This is a genomic window from Chloracidobacterium sp. (assembly GCA_016720705.1).
Lineage (GTDB): Bacteria > Acidobacteriota > Blastocatellia > Pyrinomonadales > Pyrinomonadaceae > OLB17.
This window is the reverse complement of sequence record JADKKB010000001.1, coordinates 268,680-286,781: the sequence shown is the minus strand read 5'-3', so window position 1 is coordinate 286,781 and position 18,102 is coordinate 268,680. Positions and strand designations below refer to the sequence as shown.

Here is an 18,102-nt window from a genome sequence, read left to right as displayed (position 1 = left end):
AAAGTTGGGGTCACACTTATGAAACGACAGCTTTCAGATGAGCAATTCGACAAAATGATGAAAACGCTAGTGGCCGAAGCCTCGGCCGACGATGCATTGATCGACGATATCACTGCGTCGCCGACGCTCTGGTGGAATATTCAGCGTAGTGTCCGAGACGAAAAGGCCGCCGCAAAAATGCCCTGGCCGCCGGTCAAAACATTTCGGCGTTGGCTGATGATCGGAGTGCCGACCATCGCTGCTGTTGCTGTCGTTACTGCGATTTTTGTATTCCGTCCGGCATTGAGTCCGACGGAGACGGCGGGTTTGCAGCAGAATGGTTTGTCGGTGGTGACAAAGGTCTCGCCAACGAACGCTCCCGAGCAGGCATTGCCCGTCACACTTTCTACGAATGGCGACGAGCCCGAATTGCCAAAGACACCCGCCAAGACCGTCGCCGCACGCACCATTCGCACCCCCGGGCCACGACCGAAAAGCTCAATGGTTGCGGTGGAAAAGGCCGCTATCAAGTCCGAATTTATCGCCCTAACCTATGCACGCAACCCCGAAAGCGGACAATTGGTCCGCGTAAGGGTGCCGAGTGAGATGATGGTCACCCTCGGGCTTGTAAATTCGGTCGAAAAACCGACCAGTATGGTCGATGCCGAGGTCGTCATCGGCGACGATGGTCAGACCCACGCAATACGTTTTATAAGATAAACGTCGTTCGGATTTAGGAGTTTAGATATGAGATCGAATCAATTGTTCGCACTTGCCGTAGTTTTGGTCCTTAGCGGATTCGCATTCGCACAACGTCCACCGCGTCCCCAAGGCCCGCCGCGCGATATCGGTGCGCCGCGTGACGGTCGAGGTGGACGTCCCGGCGAGATGGGACCGGTAAGGCCTGACGGGCCGCCGAGAGGCGAATGGATCAAGCCGCACGACACGAATAAGAACGGCAGTCTGGATGCCGAGGAATTTGCCGCCGCGATCGAACGGACATTCACCGGCCTTGATCAAAACGTAAACGGCACGATCGAGCGCGGCGAACGCGGTTCGATACCGCCGAATGACGGCACGCGGCGTCCCGGCGGGGAGGGCAAGGCGATGCTGCCGCCATTCTTTTTTGACGAACTATTGAGGACCGGTGGCAATGTTCCGAGGTCAGATTTTGAAAAGGCAGTACGGCTCCGATATAGCGAAATGGACTCGAATCACGATGGGATCCTCTCGTCGGACGAAGCACGGCCTCCGGTGCCGCCCGATCGTGGTGAAGGTCGGCCTCCTGCACCGCGTCGTCCGGGAATGCCGCCAAATGCCGAATTTCTCGGTGCCGAGCTTAGATTTGGCGACAAACTTGTCAAGGGCCAGCCGTTTTCGGCTGATTCGATGATCGAGGATACAAAGCGGCTTTTCGACGGTACGACCGTGACCAAAAAGCGAAATGGTGCGATCTATCGTGATTCTGAAGGGCGGACCCGTCGCGAACAGCCATTTGAGGTGCTTGCCGGTGTAGAAGTTGTCGGAAACGACAACAAACCGCAAATGCTTGTCTTTATAAACGACCTGAACTTAAAACTTCAGATCTTTTTAGATGCAAATAACAAGATCGCTCGCAAGCACCGCATTGACGGCCGCCCCGGGCCACTCGCACCGGAGCAGGATGACAGTGGCAAAACCGAGTCGCTTGGAACGAAAAACATCGAAGGCGTTCGCGTGGAAGGCACTCGAACGACGATGGAGATACCCGCAGGTCAGATCGGCAATGATAAACCGATCCAGGTGATCTCGGAGAAATGGTTTTCGCCGGAGTTGCAGGTAGTGGTGATGTCTAGGCACCTTGACCCACTGGCCGGAGAGCATATATTCAGGTTGATCAATATCAAGCGAACGGAACCCGCAGCTGAGCTATTTTCCGTGCCGGCGGGCTACAAGATCGAAAACTAGGCACTCTTGATCGAGAGACAATATCCGCCGCGGCACTTAAACGTCGGGCTCGACTTGAAGTTAATGTTTGAAGAGGTTATAAAAATCAGCTTGCAGACAGAGCCTAAAGCCCTATCGCCTGATCTTAACGACGATTCGCCGGTGACGGACGGATCCATTGTCTACCGCGTTCTCGAGGGCGATGAACGCGCTTTTGGTGAGCTATTTGAAAAGTATAAAAAGCCGGTCGCACGAATAATCGGGCGATATTTCCGCGAGCGTAGTGAGATCGAGGAATTCGTCCAGATCGCGTTCACGAAAACGTACTTTTCGCTCAAGGATTATCGCGGCGGCGAAGATAATTCGTTTCCGGCGTGGATATCGCGGATCGCTGTAAATGTATGTTATGACGAGTATCGCCGCCGGCAACGCAAAGGCGAGAGCCTCTTCACCGAGATGAGCGACGACGAGAATGAATATCTCGAAACGGTGGTCGATGGACGGCAACCTAGCGTGGAGGCAACGTTGACCGCACATCAACTTGCTGAAAAAGTAATGTCCTCGCTCGACGCTCGAGACAGGATCGCGATGACGTTGGTCTATTCGCAAGACTACAGCTTGAATGAGGCGGCCGAGATGATCGGAATTTCACCAAGCAACTTAAAATCACGTCTGTTTCGCTGCAGGAATCAGATAAAGACACGTTTTGGACATCTATTTGGGTAGGATTTCCGTGGACGGTGAGTGCAAACCCAAAGATCTATTTATGAGAGCTATTAAAATATTGGTGTGTAGCGCGTTCATTATGGGATGCGCAGGGATAAGCCTTTACAACTCGGGCGCCGTTTCGGGCCAGGGCGGCGGCAGTTCTCTTTCGGCTCCGACCGGCATCATCGCATCGGACAACAAATACAACAACAAGGTGCGCGTCGAGTGGGATGCGATCCGCGGGGCGACCTCATACCGCATCTTTAGAAATACGTTGGATAATGCCGCGACCGCCACTGAGGTCGGAACTACGCCCGCAAACACCTTTCTGGATATGGCCGCGGCCCCGGGACAGACGCTTTTCTATTGGGTAAGGGCTGAGAACGCTTCGGGTGTCAGTGTCTTGAGCTCCAGCGACTCGGGATCGAGGGCAAACGCAACACAGCAAGGGCCGGTACCGCCGCTGGAGCCACCGCCAGTTCCCCCGGCAAACCCGATCACGGCATCGAAAGTTTATCTCGGCAAAGCTCTCTTTTGGGATGAGCAATTATCCTCAACCCGGACGGTTTCGTGCGGCACTTGCCACACGCCGGCGGGCGGTGGCGATGACCTGCGAGCTCGCAATACACCCGCGACATCGACCAATCCGGGACTCGATCAACTCTTTGGCAACGCCGACGATATTGTCGCTTCGCGCGGAGTGCCGACGGTCAACGCCGATGGCACATACGCACTTTCCTCCCTGTTCGGCCTCAAAGAACAGGTTACGGGCCGCAGTTCGATGTCGTACCTGAACGCGGGATATTCCCCGGTGATGTTCTGGGATGGCCGCGCGACGCAGCAATTTCGCGATCCGATCACCAACGCTGTGATCCTACAGGTCGGCGGTGCTCTCGAAAGCCAAATCTTGGGTCCGCCGACCAATCCGACCGAGATGTCTCACGCCGGACGGGACTGGAATCAGGTTGCTGCACGGATCACCTCGTCCAAACCGCTTGCGGTTGCGAGTAACGTGCCCGCCCCGTTGACAGCGTGGATCAATGGCCGCAGCTACCCTGAGCTCTTCAGAGAAGTTTTTGGTTCACCGGATGTGACGCCCGTCGGGATCGCCTTGGCGATCGCCACCTATGAGCGAACGCTATACACAGATCAAACGCCTTTGGACATCGCAAACGCGGGCATCACGCCCTTGACCCAGCAGGAGCAGAACGGTCGAAACCTATTTGTCGGCAATCAATGTGCGGTATGCCACGCCGGATCGCTGACCAGCGACAACAGTTTCAGATACATCGGCGTTCGGCCCACGAATGACGACACCGGACGATTTCAGGTAACCGGAAATAATGCTGACCTCGGCCGTTTTCGAACGCCGAGCCTTCGAAATGTGGAACTTCGGGGAACGTTTTTTCACAATGGGCGGTTTAGTACGCTGGATGAAGTTGTGGCCTTCTACAACCGCGGCGGTGATTTCAATGCACCGAACAAGGATGGAAATGTTCGCCCACGTGGACTAAGTGCCCAGCAACAGGCGGATATTGTAGCTTTTTTGCGTCGCCCACACACCGATCCGCGAGCCGCGTCCGAGCTCCCGCCATTTGATCGCCCGACATTGTACTCGGAGACCGACCGTGTCCCAAAATTGACCGGAACCGGTGTCGCCGGCAGCGGTGCACAAGTTCCGCAACCGGTAGCGGTCGAACCTCCGCTCGTGGGTAATCCGGCATTTACCGTCGCCGTCGCGAACGCACTTGGCGGAGCAACGGCGACGCTCGTTATCAATTCGACCGATCCGGGAACCGTAGCGATCCCGGCAAGCGGATCGTTTATTCGCCAGACGATAAACCTGCAAGGCAATGGCCCGGGCGGCGGGTTTGGTTCGGCGATCATCGCGATCCCGGATGATCCGGCACTTGTCGGCGAGACGTTTTTCGGCAGATGGTACATAGACGACACCGGTGCGACGGGCGGATTTTCGGTCTCCCGTATTTTCTCATTCACTATATTTGGCGAATCCACGGCCGTGAATTCGGCGGCACACGTTGATTTTGACGGGGACAACAAGACCGATATTTCGTTATTTCGGCCGTCGAATGGGCAGTGGTGGTTTACGCGAAGCTCTGACAACCAAACTGTCGGAATGCAGTTCGGAAATGGCACGGACGAGATCGTCCCGGCCGATTTCACCGGCGATGGCAAGACAGATGTTGCCGTTTGGCGGTCAAGTGTCGGCCAATGGTTTATTTTAAGAAGTGAAGACAACAGTTTCTACGCGGTTCCCTTCGGTTCGTCGGGCGATGTGCCGACACCGGCGGACTTTGACGCGGACGGCAAGGCCGATGTCGCTGTATTTCGCCCATCGACCGCGACGTGGTTCATACAGGCTAGTTCGCAAGGGACGATTATCCGGCAATTTGGGGCGAGCGGGGACATTCCTCAGGTCGGTGATTACGACAATGACGGCAAGACCGATATCGCTATCTATCGTCCCTCAGTCGGACAGTGGTGGATCGACCGCTCATCTGCCGGGCTTTTGGCAACGCAATTCGGGGTTTCAAGCGACATACCCGCCGCGATGGACTATACCGGCGACGGCAAGACCGACATCGCTTTCTGGAGACCGTCGAGCGGTGAATGGTTTGTACTTAGAAGCGAGGACCTGAGCTTTTACGCGGTGCCGTTCGGAACATCGACCGATCTGCCCGCACCGGGCGACTATGACGGTGACGGCAAAGCGGACGCGGCGGTATTCCGTCCGTCGACCGGAACGTGGTACGTTAACCGCTCAACCCAGGGCATTCTGATCACTGCATTTGGAGTTGACGGCGATCTCCCGGCGCCGGGTTATCAACTTCCGTAGAATCTCTATGGAGACTTAGGACTTTTTTTCAACAACCTGGTAGAGTTCCACCCACTCGGCCAACGTCAGCGTTTCGGCGCGGCGACCGGGATCGATCCCCACCGTTTCGAGTGCGGAATCGGCGTCGGGCATTACGGACTTCAAATTGTTATGCAGCGTCTTCCGCTTTTGGGCGAATGCCATACTGATCAGGCGGCGAAACCGCGGTTCGTCGGCGGCGGACGCGGGTTTGGGCGTGAGCCTTACGATCGAACTCCAGACTTTCGGTCGCGGCGAAAATGCCTCGGGCGGCACGTCGAATAGAGCCACACTTTCAAACGCCGCCTCGATCACAACTGAGAAATAGCCGCGTTCACTCTCGCCGGGCCGGGCCGTGATACGCTCGACCACCTCACGCTGAAACATAAATACCGCACGCGAAAAATTATGTCGAGCCTTACTTACCCTTTCCAGGATCGGCGTCGAAATATTGTAAGGGAGATTGCCGATGATCTTTACGCTACCGCTCGCGTCGATATTTGATAAAAGTTCGTTGAGATCCACCTGCAGGATGTCGTCGGCAATAAGCTTAAAGTTTGATCTTGAGCCAAAATTCTCAAGCAACAGCGGGTGAAGGTCGCGGTCGATCTCGATCGCCGTTACGTCTGCTCCCGTTTCAAGCAATTCGGCGGTCAACGCGCCGCGGCCGGGACCGATCTCGACGATGCTCTCGCCAGGCCGGAGGGACAGCGAGGCGACGATGCTCCGCACCACGCTTTCATCAACCAAAAAGTTTTGCCCGAACGATCTCTTTGCCCGGTGGCCCGAATTGCCCCATTTCTGTTTCATCGGACTTGATTTTAAGGCGGCGGCGGCCGACATTCAACGTCGCAACTGGGATTACCGGTCGGACTCGGCCGGAAATCTTCTTTGATTGTCCGGCAAATTCGGCTAGAATGATGAACTAGCATCCTTTACAGGCGTAAATCGCGATAATTTAGCTCGATATTCAAGAATATGAAAGGTTTGTTTACCTCGGCGTTTCTGTTTGCCGTCATAGTTGTAACTGCGGCGGCACAGGATGATCTAAACCCAAATTCTCCCGCACCTGTTCTGCTAAGTTCGGCGGGATCGGGCCGTGTTTCAGCAATCGATCCGTCGGCATACCCGGGACGCAACCCAAAGGCTCCAAAGGATGTCTTTACCGCCGGACGCGACGCGAGAGCAATACTATTCCTCAAACGGCTACCGCTGATCGACGGTGAGGGAGCAAATGCATTCCGCGTCTATCTAAAGCAACCCAGCGGACGCACCTTTGAGTTGCAGTCTGATGAGATCCTGCCGACTGCCCGCGACGTGATCGCGTTGAGCATTCGCATTTGGGATGTCAACGGCTATCGCGGCCAGCCTGTCGATTCGGGAGACTCTTGGATATACGTTACTTGGCGCGGAATGGCCAGCAACCCGCTAAAGATCGCTCTCGGATCTAAAGGCGGCAAAATCGGTCCGGCTCCCGAATTGGGAACTAACACCGCACCTGCAGCTGAATTTGTCGGATACCGTTGGTCGGCTGACCGTACACGCTTTCTCGAGCAGGCCACCTTCGGGCCAACGTCGGCGACGGATGCAAGACTGAGGCGGATCGGACTCAGAACGTGGCTCGTTGAGCAGTTTGAGACACCTTATCCATACATCCCGTTTCCCGACCCTCCGCAGATGCCGACCTCGCCGCCGACCGATTGCCAGTCCGGAACTAATCCGACCTGCTTTCGTGACAGATATTCGATGATCCCGCTGCAGCAGTGGTTTTTTCGTGAGGCATTTTACGGTGATGCGCAACTACGTCATCGGACGGCCTGGGCTCTGAGCCAGATCCTGGTCACTTCGGGGACGACGACGCAGCAATCCAGCCACGCCATCGCTTATCACAAAGTCCTCACCAATGGTGCATTTGGCAATTACCGCGATCTGTTGGGCGATGTCACGCTGAGCCCGACCATGGGCAATTATCTGGATATGGTTCGGAGCACCAAAAATAATCCGAACGAAAACTATCCGCGCGAGATCCTGCAACTTTTTTCGATAGGACTATTTCAATTGAATCAGGACGGCACACGGAAACTCGACGGGCAGGACCGGGCGATCCCGACGTTCGATCAGACGGTCATCAACGATCTCGCAAGGGTATTTACAGGCTGGACTTACTGCAACACGGCCGCGTGTGCAAATGCCACGCCCGGCATCGTCAATTACAAAGACCCGATGGTGTTGATCCCGGCCAATCACGATCTGAGTGCCAAGACACTGATGGCGTATCCTGGAGCACCGGTCACGTCGATCCCGGCGTGCCCCGATTGCACAAACGATGCTGCGATCCGGGCGTACGCCGAATCTTCGATCAAGGACGCTCTTGACAATATATTTGCCCATCCGAATCTTGGCCCGTTCATCGGCAAGTTGCTGATCCAGCAAATGGTCACAAGTGACCCGTCACCGGCGTACGTCGCTCGCGTTGCCGCGGCGTTCAACGACAATGGTTCGGGGACGCGCGGCGATATGAAGAGCGTGATCAGGGCGATATTGCTCGACCCGGAGGCTCGGGGTGACGTCAAGACAGCCCCACGATATGGCAAATTGCGTGAGCCCGTCCAATTGCTTACAAATCTTGGGCGCCTGTTTCCTGCAAAGGCATATAACGGCATCGACCCATCGGATGGCGGTGTAAGTTCGTTTATAACGGCAATGGGACAGAATCCGTTCAATTCGCCGACGGTATTCAACTATTTTAAGTCGGATCATACAATCCCCGGGACGACGATCAACGCACCGGAGTTTGAGCTCTTTAATAGCGGCACAGCAGTTAAGCGAACCAATTTTCTCTATATTCTGGGGTTTGAAGGGCTGACGGCGAATGCGACGGATGCTCTTCGCGGTACTTCGCTCGACTATACCGAGTTGATTCCGATCGCCCAAGGAGACTCCACGGGCGGACAACTTGTCGATGCACTTAATACCAAGATGATGCACGGCACGCTGACGCCGGAACACCGGGCGTTGATCTTGTCCGCTGTTCAGGCAGTTTCTGCCGCAGATAGCATAAGACGGGTCAAGACGGCCGTCTATTTGATCGCGGCCTCCTCACAATACCAGGTACAAAAGTAAATATATGAAAGAGTCACGCAGAGATTTTTTGTGCAGATCGGCCACTGCCCTGAGTATGACGGCACTTGCGACCCAGTCGGGCTATTTCAATGGTATGTCCGCTCTAGCCCAGCGTAGCGTTAAAGGACGTAGCAATGCGGTACCGTCAGACTATCGAGCCCTCGTATGCATATTTTTGGTTGGTGGAAACGATGGCAATAATCTGATCGTGCCGAATCATAACGACGCGAGTATTAGCAACTATTCGGCATACAGTGCCGCTCGGTCGGCACAAGGTCTGGCACTGCCGCAAGGGTCACTGCTACCGATCGCCGTTCCGCGTATCGGTGGGCTGACGTACGGATTGCATCCGTCATTGGGTACGGTCACCGGCGGGATCAACCCCGGGATCCATCCGCTCTGGGCAAACGGCAAAATGGCAGCGGTAACCAATGTGGGGACATTGGTGAGGCCTATGACCCGTGCGGAGTATCAGTCAGGCAGTGTGCCGCGTCCGCTGCAGCTATTTTCTCACACTGATCAATCCAATCAGCAGATGAACGCGAGTGCCGGCGATGTCACTATGTCGGGTTGGGGCGGGCGAATGTCTGACCGTATGTCGGATTCGAGTAATCCACAACGGTTGCTCCCGACGGTGAACTCGATCGCCGGTGAGCCCATCTTTACCATCGGTGAACAGCTTCTGCCGTTGGCCATCGGCCCGGCACCGACACCGCTCGGGAGCATTCTGGCGATGACCGGATTTAACGGCACGGCCGCGGCAAATGCTCGCTACGCGGCGATCAGCGGCGGGTATAGCCTAACGTCGACAAATGATATGGACGCTGCCGCGAACGCGGTCCAACGCGAGGCTCTGGCTATTGCCGCGTCGCTCAATAACAGTTCGGATGTGACTGTCGCGTTTCCAAACTCGAACATTGGCAACCAATTGAAGCAGATCGCCCGGTTGATAAAGAATCGTGCTTCCCTAAATATGAATCGGCAGATATTTTTCTGTACGGTCGATGGATTTGATACCCATAGCACCCAACTTGTGGCGCAAACCTCGCTCTTTCTTCAGTTAAGTCAGGCGTGCCGTTCGTTCTACGACGAAATGTCGGCACAATCACTCGGAGATAAGGTGACGCAGTTTACACTTTCTGATTTTGGACGAACCTTCAATCCGGCCGGGTCGGGTGTCAACGCCGGTAGCGATCACGCGTGGGCAAATCACTCTTTAGTGATCGGCGATGGCGTGTTGGGGGGCGATTTTTTTGGCGTTAACACAACAAATGGTTCACCGTTCCCTTCGCTCGTACTAAACGGCCCCGATGACGCCGATATCGGCTCGAACGCTCGTGGCCGTTGGATACCGACGACCGGCGTCGAGCAATACGCAGGTACCTTGGCGAAGTGGTTTGGACTGGAACAGGCAGATATGGGATACGTTTTCCCGAACCTGACCAATTTTGCTCAGACGGATCTGGGCTTTATGCAGCCCTGACGTGGCCGGTGATCTCGATATCGTCACCGAGTTGGGTAACGCGGACGTCGTGGAGCTTTAAGGCTGAAGCGATCGAATCGGCGCCCATTCCGCCGACGGCAGTTGGAGCTTCACGTCCGCCGATGATGAGCGGAGCGGCGATGAATGTAAGTTTGTCGATGAGTCGTGCGTCAACGAATGCTCCGGCGATCTCAGTCCCGCCTTCGACCAAAACGCTTTGAATATCCCGTTGGCGCAATTCTGCAAGCACCGCCAAAAGGTCCCGGCCGCCCAATTCTAATTCGATGACTTCGACGCCGTTAGCACGTAAATGTTCGATCTTGGCGTGGTCACGGCTGTTAGTGAAAATGATTGTCGGTGCGTCGGCCGTGGCCGTTACAAGCGTTGAGCTAAGCGGGATCTGAAGCCGATTGTCCAATACGACACGAGCGAGCGGACGCCGACGCGGTTTGCCGCTGCGGTCGGTCAGGCTGGGGTTGTCGACCGCCGCAGTATTGCCGCCGATCAGGATCGCATCGTGTTCGTGACGGAGTTCTTGAACGCGCCCGCGGGCATCTTCCCCCGAAAGTGCGGTCGAGATGCTCGAATCCACCGAGATCCGGCCATCGAGCGACATCGCCATTTTAAGATGTACAAACGGCCGCTGTTGCTGATGCCAGACGATAAATTTCTCGTTGATCTTTGCCGCCTCCGCCGCCAGGGGGCCAACGACAACCTCGATTCCGACCCCTCGAAGATGGTCGAAACCGCGGCCTGAGACCAGCGGATTTGGATCCTCGATCGGGCAAACGACCCGCCGAATTCCGGCATTGATCAGAGCCTCGGTACAGGGCGGCGTCTTACCGTGATGGTCGTGCGGCTCGAGCGAGACGTACGCCGTGCCGCCGATCGCGTCCGGACCGGCCTGCTCAAGCGCGATGGCCTCAGCGTGAACAAGGCCGTCAAGCGTGTAAGTTCCCTCGCCAACCACCTTGCCGTCGGCAGACACGATCACACAACCGACGAGCGGATTGGGGCTGACGAGGCCTTTGCCGTCAGACGCGAGTTCCAGTGCTCGCAAAAGATATTGTATGTCGTCGCTTTCGGTCACAATACTCCGATCGGGAAAAAAACGTGCTGTATGCTAATTGAAAAGACCGTTTACATAGCTTTCGGCGTCGAAAACCATAAGGTCGTCAACCTGCTCACCAATGCCGACATAACGGATCGGTAAATTCAGTTCCTTGGCGATGGCGATCGCGATACCGCCCTTGGCGGTCCCGTCTAGTTTTGTTAGCACGATGCCGGTCACGTCCGCGACCTTGGTGAACTGCCTCGCCTGCTCGAGTCCGTTTTGGCCGGTAACCGCGTCGATGACGAGCAGCGTCTCGTGCGGTGCACCTTCCACCTCACGGGCTGATATCCGCTTCATTTTTTCGAGCTCAGCCATCAGATGAGCTTTGTTATGCAGCCTGCCCGCGGTGTCCACGATCAAAACGTCCGAATCACGGGCCTTTGCCGCCGCAAGAGCGTCGAACAATACTGCCGCCGGGTCGGTTCCCTGCTTTTGCTGGACGATCTGAACTCCCGCTCGATCCGCCCAGATCTCAAGCTGGTCACTCGCGGCGGCTCTGAAAGTATCCGCAGCACAGATCAGGACGTCATTGCCCTCATTCTTGATACGCTGGGCGAGTTTGCCGATCGTGGTGGTCTTACCAACGCCGTTGACGCCGACGACCATCAACACATACGGTTTGATATTCTCGGGTATCGAACGTTCGTCCGCAACGCCTCGTTCTTTCGAATTCTTGAGCGTATCGAGGAGCTCATTTTTCATCGCACGCTTGAGAGCCTCAACGTCGCCGATCTCCTGCCGCGACACGCCTTTTCGGATCGTGTCGAGCACTTGCATCGTGGTTGCGACGCCAATATCGGTCGAGATCAGCATCTCCTCGAGCTCGTCGAGCAGTTGTTCGTCGATCTGCTTGCGACCCTCAAAGATCGTGTCGAGCCGATCATTTATCGTATCGCGCGTCTTTGCTATCGCCTTGGTAAACCGAACGCCGATCTCACGCTCGATCGCCTGCTCCTGAGCCTGCAGTTCTTCGACGGACTTATCCAGCCCCAGCACTGAGCTCGAAAACGTGTCTTCCTTTTTTCTACGCCAAAAAAACGCCATATACTTTTTAACCGACCTGAATCGCAAAACTCCAAACACCCACACACGGTCGAGTTTCCAACTCTCTGCCAAACTACTGAGTATAAAAAAATATCGCACGCTGAACAACGTGCGATAAATTCTTGCGTATTTGGGCGATGTCTATCTGGCGAGCTTTAGGCGATCCGCAGCTTTATAAAGTGCGTAACCGATAATGCACGAAAATACCACCGAGAGGTAGAAACCGAACAGACTGCCGATTGCCTTGGCGGGCAGATTGCCCATCGACGGCAGATCGAATGGTGAAAATATGACCGAGAGCACGCCGCTGACCAACGTTGCAGCAATTGCCAAGAGCAAACCCATCACCAGAATGAGAATATATGACGTGCCGAGACGCTTGATGGTGTCGAGTCCGACGAGCGGATTCATCGTCGCCGTGAATGACCGAGTGTATCCCGCGACGGCACACGCGGCCGGGAAATACAAAAGCCCCCAAAGGATTGCGATCCCGCCAACGATCAGAAACACCGCCCCGTAACCGACGAGGCTTTTGAGAAACTGTGTTCGTTCGGCGGCAACGGTCTCGGGTGTTTTGCCGAGAGCCGATTCGAGTTGGGCCTTTCGTTGCTGGCCGATCATTCGCTGCATTTCCTCAAGATTATCAGCGTTCAATTTGTCGGCGTCGACGATCGCTTCCCGTTCCTCGACCTTGGACGCATCTACATTCGCATCGTTCATTGCCGCGACACGACGTTGCTGTTCATCGGCATTTTTTTTGAGGATCTCCCGAACACGCTCACTTTGTTTGGCGGCGTTGGCGGCGTAGGGGAGACCCGGATCGACGATCCTTGAGGCATCACTCTTAATACCGTTCAATGCCGTCGGAGCAGAATTCATCATCATAAATATCGCGATGATCCCGACAACGATCAGCGGACCAAATGAAACGACGTAAACCCCAATACTGAGAAAGAAGGGGTGTACGATGTCGTCCCAGACATTGAAATCATCGAACGAAGGCATAAAGTTCGCGTCCAATCTGCCTTGCGTAAAGTTTTCGACGGTGTTTGTAAGGATGCCAACCGTCAACATATTTGCCAGCAGAAAGCAGAATAGGGCGGAGCCCATCAGCACATAGCCGCCGAATGACACCGCCGACTGGCCGACCGAAAATGCCATATACATCAACGCACCGACGATCAGACTGACCTTGAATTTGAACGGATGAGCTAAGGCTCTTGCGAAATCACCGAAGCCGAAAGAGGTGTCAGCCGGGGCGTTCGGAATTGGTCGTCCCGCCGCGTTCACCAACGGTGCGGCGATCGGCGAACACATCGCACCGCAAAACGGGCAAATTTTGACCGTTCCGCCGTATGAATTAGGACACGCTCTGCAAAACTCACTGTGACAAGTGCCGCAGACAAAATCCGCAAGTGCATCCGCGTGGACACTGCAGACTCGTTCCGCAACTTCCTGCGGCGCGGCGATATTCCGCGAGACTGAATTTTGGGGAGCAAGCCGAGTTGGCTCTAATTTGGTAGTTGAAATGACCGGCGGTACGGGTTGGCCGTGTTCGACTGCATTGAATACCGAGACGAGCGACGGCACACGACCGGCCTCGATCCAGCGGAGATTGCCTTTGCGTACGCGGTCACCGCGTTGCAGGGTCCGGCCCTCGATCCACGACGTTAGCTCTGCAAAACTGGTATCACGGACCTGCCCTTCGGTCTCGATCTGCCATTGTTCCTGTGCCTGTTCTGTATTCATTAGCTGATAAAGTGAATCGGTTGAGTCTAAGCGACAAGCTTGGCCTGGGCCGCCTCTTCCTTTTCCGCTTCACGGATAGCCGCCATCTGGCGGACTATACCGTTGGCAACCTCACCCGCACTGCAAGCGTCCACCAAAGCTTCGACCACTGCACCGTCATAGCGGGTGTCGATAAACGTCTTGATGCTCGCAAGAGCGGACGACAGATCCATTCCCTTGGAATACGGTCGATCGATGGTCATCGCGTCAAATGTATCCGCGACCGAGATGATCTTTGCCTGGAGCGGGATCTGATCGCCGTAGAGTCCCTGCGGGTAACCCATTCCGTTGACCATTTCGTGATGCATATACATACCCGGCAAAAAGTCCTTCATCGCCGGTATCTGCGACATTATCTTGTAACCCCTTTGCGGGTGAGTCTTCATTATCTCGTATTCTTCGTTGGTCAGAGCGGCCGGCTTCTTGAGGATCGAATCGTCGATCGCGATCTTGCCGATATCGTGCAATAGAGCACTCATTCGGAGCGTATCAAGCTCTTGCTCGCCCATCCCTAGGCGTTTGCCCATCGCGACGGAGATACGTGCAACTCTCTCGGAATGACCTCGGGTATATTTATCTTTGCCGTCGATCGCGGCTGAAAGTGCTTTGACGGTGCCGACGAACAGTTCGCGGTTCTCGGCCGCTGCCTTGGCGAGATTTGCGATCTGGTCCTCGATCTTTTCCGACATTAGATTGAACGTATCGCCGAGCGTCCCGATCTCAGTAATGTCGCGGCTCTTAACACGTGTCGAATAGTCACCGGCGGCAATACTCTTAGCGGCCGTAGCAAGTGTTAGGAGCGGCGCCGTCAAGAACCTCGCCAGCACGAGTCCGGCGATCAGCGCAAATATGGCAAATGCCAAACTTATCAACCAGGTTTGCAGACGCATATCGCCGACAGACGCCAGAGCAGTCTTTTCATCCTGCATCGTGATGACGCCAAGCGAACGGTCCGCGGTGATCCGGGCGGTCGAATAGGCACCGATCATCTCGTGTGAGATCTTTTCATATTCCGCAGTGAACGGCACAAGGGCCGACTGGACCTGTGCACCCGATTCCCGCCAATCCTTGACGATCTTAAGGTCATTGAGTGACTCACGAGACGCTTGGAGGCCTGCGTCGGGGTGAAATACTGCCCGGCCGTCCTCGTCCACGACAAAAATGATCGGCAGACCGTTACGCCATAGATCGCGCTCCTTCAATGAACTGAAGCCCACCGTGAGCCGTGCAATATCACGCAGAGAAGTTATCGCCACAACGCACGCGTGTTTGCCGCCCGGTACAGTGGCCAGCGTTGTAAAGGTCATCACCAGATCACCTGAGGAACCGATGGGCTGGAGTTTGCCGATACTGACCTTGCCGGCGGAGGCGGAAGTGGACGCATCGAAAGCGAGTTTTTCGACATCGTCACGAGTCAAACCGTTGGACCGAAAGACGGAAAGCGAATCGGCACCGTCCGGTTTGACGTAGATCGCCAGCACTTCCGGATTGGCAGAGAGCATAGAACCGAGTTTTGTCTCGGTGGCCGGAGCCAGGAAGACACCGGAATTGTTCGAGAGTTCAATTCCGTCGGCAATTCCGGTAACAAGATCACCGTTGCGTTTGCCGAAAGCCTCGATCTGACGGGCCTTTTCCTGAACGAGTTGTATCTGGTAACGATTTTCGGCCGCTCGCAGTTCCTGACCGCTCTTGTTCGACAAGAGCCAACCGGTTAGGACAAGCGGCACCATACCGACCACCAAGAGCGTGGCGATGACAAAGTATATGAGACTGAGTTTTTTTGCGTTTCGAGGCATCTGCGGGGGACGGCGTATGGGAAACGCCAATGAAGATTTTAATCTATTTCCGCAGACTGGTCAACAAGTTTTAACGCGGAGCGGAAGACTGCAAATTCCGTTTGACGATCACTAGCGTGATATCGTCATTCGGTTCCGCAGTTCCGGTAAAGTCTGACAGGGCACTCTCAACTCGGTCACGAATAGCCGAGGCCGAACGCCCGACATTGGTGCTGATAACCTGCTTGAGCCGATCCATACCAAATTCGTCCTCGTTCAGATTATTTGCCTCGGAAACACCGTCGGAATAAATAAATAGCACGTCGCCCGGATCGAGGTGAGCGGTGCCGGTCTCGTACTCGGCAAAGCTCATAAGCCCGAGCGGTAAACCGCCTGATTGGAGTAATTCAAGCGAGCCGTCGGCACGCGCGATCAAGGGCGGATTGTGGCCGGCGTTGATAAACGTAAGATCACCGGTCACAGCATCGAGTTCCGCGATAAAGAGCGTGATAAATCGGTTTGCGGGTGTATTTTCCGCCAGATATTTATTGATCGAGACGACAGTCTCATCAAGCGGGGTCTTTGCCGCGACTTGGGCGTGGATCGCCGCGTGCAGGCTCGACATAAGCAACGCCGCCGCAGTTCCCTTGCCCGAAACATCACCGAGTGCGACCAGCATCTTGCCATTGTGCCGCTCGATAAAATCGTAATAGTCACCGCCGATCTCATAACACGAAAATGAGATGCCCTGAAACTCGTATCCTGCGACAACCGGCGGCCCGGCGGGTTGGAATCGCTGCTGGATCTCTGTCGCAAGTTCGAGTTCGCGTTCCATCCGTTCGCGATTGATCCGCTCGTCCAGAAGACTCGCGTTTTCGACGCGGATCGACGCGACCGATGCCAAAGTCGTAAGGATGTCGAGGTGCTCCTCGTTAAAATTTGCCGAGTATGTCGGTGAATCAGCGTAAATGATGCCGAAAACGTGACGCTCATCCACGCACAGCGGCACCGCCAGAACCGACCGAATTCCCTGCAGAACCAATGTTTGGCTGGCGAATCGTGGATCTTGCTGAGCGTCGCACGTCAGGACGGATTTTCCGTTCTCGACGACCTCATTCATAATGTTGCGGCTGATGCGGATCTCCTCGGTCGGGAGATCTTTACCACGTTCGCGAGCGACACGTATGTGCATACCGTCATTCGCCTTCTCATCACGCAGCATTATCACTACGCGCTCGGCCGGAACCGCATCGAAGACTAGCGATGCGACCTGATTAAGTGTTTCGTCGAGCCCGCTTGATGACAAAAGTGCAACGCCCACCTTACTGATCAGACCCAGCAGATCAGTGCGGGTGGACATTGTCGAGTCTAGAAATTCTGTGGTCGGATTGCGTTTGCCCGATAGAGCAATGGTCTTGGATGGGTCGAGTGCCGATGTCGAATCGCCGATCAGCGTCGCACTGACATACGGCGTGGCGACCCGATCGCCGTAAAATACTATCGTCGTTTCTCCGATCTGAACAACACCGCCGTCCGAGAGCGGCATCGGCGTTGCGACTAAGTTTCCATTATATCGGGTTCCGTTGGCCGAACCGAGGTCGTGCAGCCAATATGAATCGCCCTCTTTGCGGACCTCCGCGTGAAGCCGCGATGCGAATGCGTCCGGAATACATACATCGCTACGGGCCGATCGCCCGATCGTGGTACGAAGTCGACTGAGAGGCACCGTCTGGTCCCCTACTCCAGCGTTCGAGATCAACAATTGCGCCATTGGTCTAATTTATATCTAAACGATCCGCCGTTTGCCGTGCACGACGACGGTCCCGGAAACGAGGTCGTGCAGAGCTCGGCCGCTTTTGCCAAAAACACTTAAAAGAAAACCTAGTCCAAGCGTCAGTGCCGTAAGTAGCAGTCCGATGGTCTGCCTAAAAATGATCGTCCTATGTTTTGGGATACTGCCGTCGCGATTGACAACCCGAAGTCCGGTCAACATTTTTCCAAGACTGCGGCCCGTGAAAGCCGGCAGGACGACGATGTTAAAGAAAAAGAAAACGATCGACAGGAACCACAACGTGCGGTCGGTGACGATATTCATATCCCCAAACGTCTTATTTGAAAATAACCCTAATACCGGCAGGATCATTAAAGCCATATAGTCGATCAACAAAGCGCCGACCCGAAGCATAAACGGAGCCTGAAGTTGCTCCGCGGAGAACGCGACTATTGTCTCACCGCTTTCGGATATATTCTGGATCGGATCGGATGCCTGTGTGGTCATATTGGACGA

Annotated in this window: 13 protein-coding genes; 6 read left to right on the top strand and 7 right to left on the bottom strand. The window is 55.2% G+C overall.

From position 1 onward, the window contains the following. Window positions 1–18: 18 nt before the first annotated feature. The 4 genes from IPQ00_01340 (at window position 19) to IPQ00_01325 (ending at window position 5,470) form a co-directional block, all read left to right on the top strand. Complete coding sequence (locus IPQ00_01340) at window positions 19–699, top strand: hypothetical protein (protein ID MBL0239210.1); 681 nt, start codon at window positions 19–21, stop codon at window positions 697–699. A gap of 27 nt (window positions 700–726) precedes the next feature. Continuing rightward, window positions 727–1,926 carry a hypothetical protein gene (locus IPQ00_01335; GenBank protein ID MBL0239209.1) on the top strand — a complete coding sequence of 400 codons (1,200 nt, stop codon included), beginning with the start codon at window positions 727–729 and terminating at the stop codon, window positions 1,924–1,926. 63 nt (window positions 1,927–1,989) lie between these two features. Beyond that, on the top strand, window positions 1,990–2,631 hold the full coding sequence (locus tag IPQ00_01330; GenBank protein ID MBL0239208.1) for a sigma-70 family RNA polymerase sigma factor: 642 nt from the start codon (window positions 1,990–1,992) through the stop codon (window positions 2,629–2,631). 40 nt (window positions 2,632–2,671) lie between these two features. Next, complete coding sequence (locus IPQ00_01325) at window positions 2,672–5,470, top strand: VCBS repeat-containing protein (GenBank protein ID MBL0239207.1); 2,799 nt, start codon at window positions 2,672–2,674, stop codon at window positions 5,468–5,470. 15 nt (window positions 5,471–5,485) lie between these two features. Here the strand turns inward: IPQ00_01325 and rsmA are convergent, their stop codons facing one another. Then, on the bottom strand, window positions 5,486–6,298 hold the full coding sequence (rsmA, locus tag IPQ00_01320) for a 16S rRNA (adenine(1518)-N(6)/adenine(1519)-N(6))-dimethyltransferase RsmA (GenBank protein MBL0239206.1): 813 nt from the start codon (window positions 6,296–6,298) through the stop codon (window positions 5,486–5,488). A 168-nt stretch (window positions 6,299–6,466) separates the two neighbouring features. Between rsmA and IPQ00_01315 the strand changes: the two genes are divergently transcribed. Both IPQ00_01315 and IPQ00_01310 read left to right on the top strand, forming a co-directional pair. After that, window positions 6,467–8,611, top strand: a complete 2,145-nt coding sequence (locus tag IPQ00_01315; protein ID MBL0239205.1) for a DUF1800 domain-containing protein — start codon at window positions 6,467–6,469, stop codon at window positions 8,609–8,611. A 4-nt stretch (window positions 8,612–8,615) separates the two neighbouring features. Further along, window positions 8,616–10,094, top strand: a complete 1,479-nt coding sequence (locus IPQ00_01310; protein MBL0239204.1) for a DUF1501 domain-containing protein — start codon at window positions 8,616–8,618, stop codon at window positions 10,092–10,094. Here IPQ00_01310 and ribD read toward each other — a convergent pair. The 6 genes from ribD to IPQ00_01280 form a co-directional block, all read right to left on the bottom strand. Further along, the gene (gene ribD / locus IPQ00_01305; protein MBL0239203.1) at window positions 10,081–11,184 is read right to left on the bottom strand and encodes a bifunctional diaminohydroxyphosphoribosylaminopyrimidine deaminase/5-amino-6-(5-phosphoribosylamino)uracil reductase RibD; all 1,104 of its coding nucleotides are present in this window, start codon (window positions 11,182–11,184) and stop codon (window positions 10,081–10,083) included. The two genes, IPQ00_01310 and ribD, sit on opposite strands and share 14 nt — an antisense overlap. A gap of 33 nt (window positions 11,185–11,217) precedes the next feature. Further along, on the bottom strand, window positions 11,218–12,252 hold the full coding sequence (gene ftsY, locus IPQ00_01300) for a signal recognition particle-docking protein FtsY (GenBank protein ID MBL0239202.1): 1,035 nt from the start codon (window positions 12,250–12,252) through the stop codon (window positions 11,218–11,220). 141 nt (window positions 12,253–12,393) lie between these two features. Continuing rightward, on the bottom strand, window positions 12,394–14,001 hold the full coding sequence (locus tag IPQ00_01295) for a DUF4013 domain-containing protein (protein MBL0239201.1): 1,608 nt from the start codon (window positions 13,999–14,001) through the stop codon (window positions 12,394–12,396). A 26-nt stretch (window positions 14,002–14,027) separates the two neighbouring features. Further along, the gene (locus tag IPQ00_01290) at window positions 14,028–15,836 is read right to left on the bottom strand and encodes an HD domain-containing protein (GenBank protein MBL0239200.1); all 1,809 of its coding nucleotides are present in this window, start codon (window positions 15,834–15,836) and stop codon (window positions 14,028–14,030) included. 70 nt (window positions 15,837–15,906) lie between these two features. Continuing rightward, a complete protein-coding gene (locus tag IPQ00_01285) occupies window positions 15,907–17,541 on the bottom strand; it encodes a SpoIIE family protein phosphatase (protein ID MBL0239199.1) in 1,635 nt (544 codons plus the stop codon). A gap of 60 nt (window positions 17,542–17,601) precedes the next feature. Continuing rightward, the gene (locus tag IPQ00_01280) at window positions 17,602–18,093 is read right to left on the bottom strand and encodes an RDD family protein (GenBank protein ID MBL0239198.1); all 492 of its coding nucleotides are present in this window, start codon (window positions 18,091–18,093) and stop codon (window positions 17,602–17,604) included. Window positions 18,094–18,102 lie beyond the last annotated feature (9 nt).

Bases quoted from the DNA above. Each gene is read 5' to 3' on its own strand.
- IPQ00_01340 (MBL0239210.1), top strand. From the start codon at position 19: ATGAAACGACAGCTTTCAGATGAGCAATTCGACAAAATGATGAAAACG.
- IPQ00_01335 (MBL0239209.1), top strand. From the start codon at position 727: ATGAGATCGAATCAATTGTTCGCACTTGCCGTAGTTTTGGTCCTTAGC.
- IPQ00_01330 (MBL0239208.1), top strand. From the start codon at position 1,990: ATGTTTGAAGAGGTTATAAAAATCAGCTTGCAGACAGAGCCTAAAGCC.
- IPQ00_01325 (MBL0239207.1), top strand. From the start codon at position 2,672: ATGAGAGCTATTAAAATATTGGTGTGTAGCGCGTTCATTATGGGATGC.
- rsmA (MBL0239206.1), bottom strand. From the start codon at position 6,298: ATGAAACAGAAATGGGGCAATTCGGGCCACCGGGCAAAGAGATCGTTC.
- IPQ00_01315 (MBL0239205.1), top strand. From the start codon at position 6,467: ATGAAAGGTTTGTTTACCTCGGCGTTTCTGTTTGCCGTCATAGTTGTA.
- IPQ00_01310 (MBL0239204.1), top strand. From the start codon at position 8,616: ATGAAAGAGTCACGCAGAGATTTTTTGTGCAGATCGGCCACTGCCCTG.
- ftsY (MBL0239202.1), bottom strand. From the start codon at position 12,252: ATGGCGTTTTTTTGGCGTAGAAAAAAGGAAGACACGTTTTCGAGCTCA.
- IPQ00_01295 (MBL0239201.1), bottom strand. From the start codon at position 14,001: ATGAATACAGAACAGGCACAGGAACAATGGCAGATCGAGACCGAAGGG.
- IPQ00_01290 (MBL0239200.1), bottom strand. From the start codon at position 15,836: ATGCCTCGAAACGCAAAAAAACTCAGTCTCATATACTTTGTCATCGCC.
- IPQ00_01280 (MBL0239198.1), bottom strand. From the start codon at position 18,093: ATGACCACACAGGCATCCGATCCGATCCAGAATATATCCGAAAGCGGT.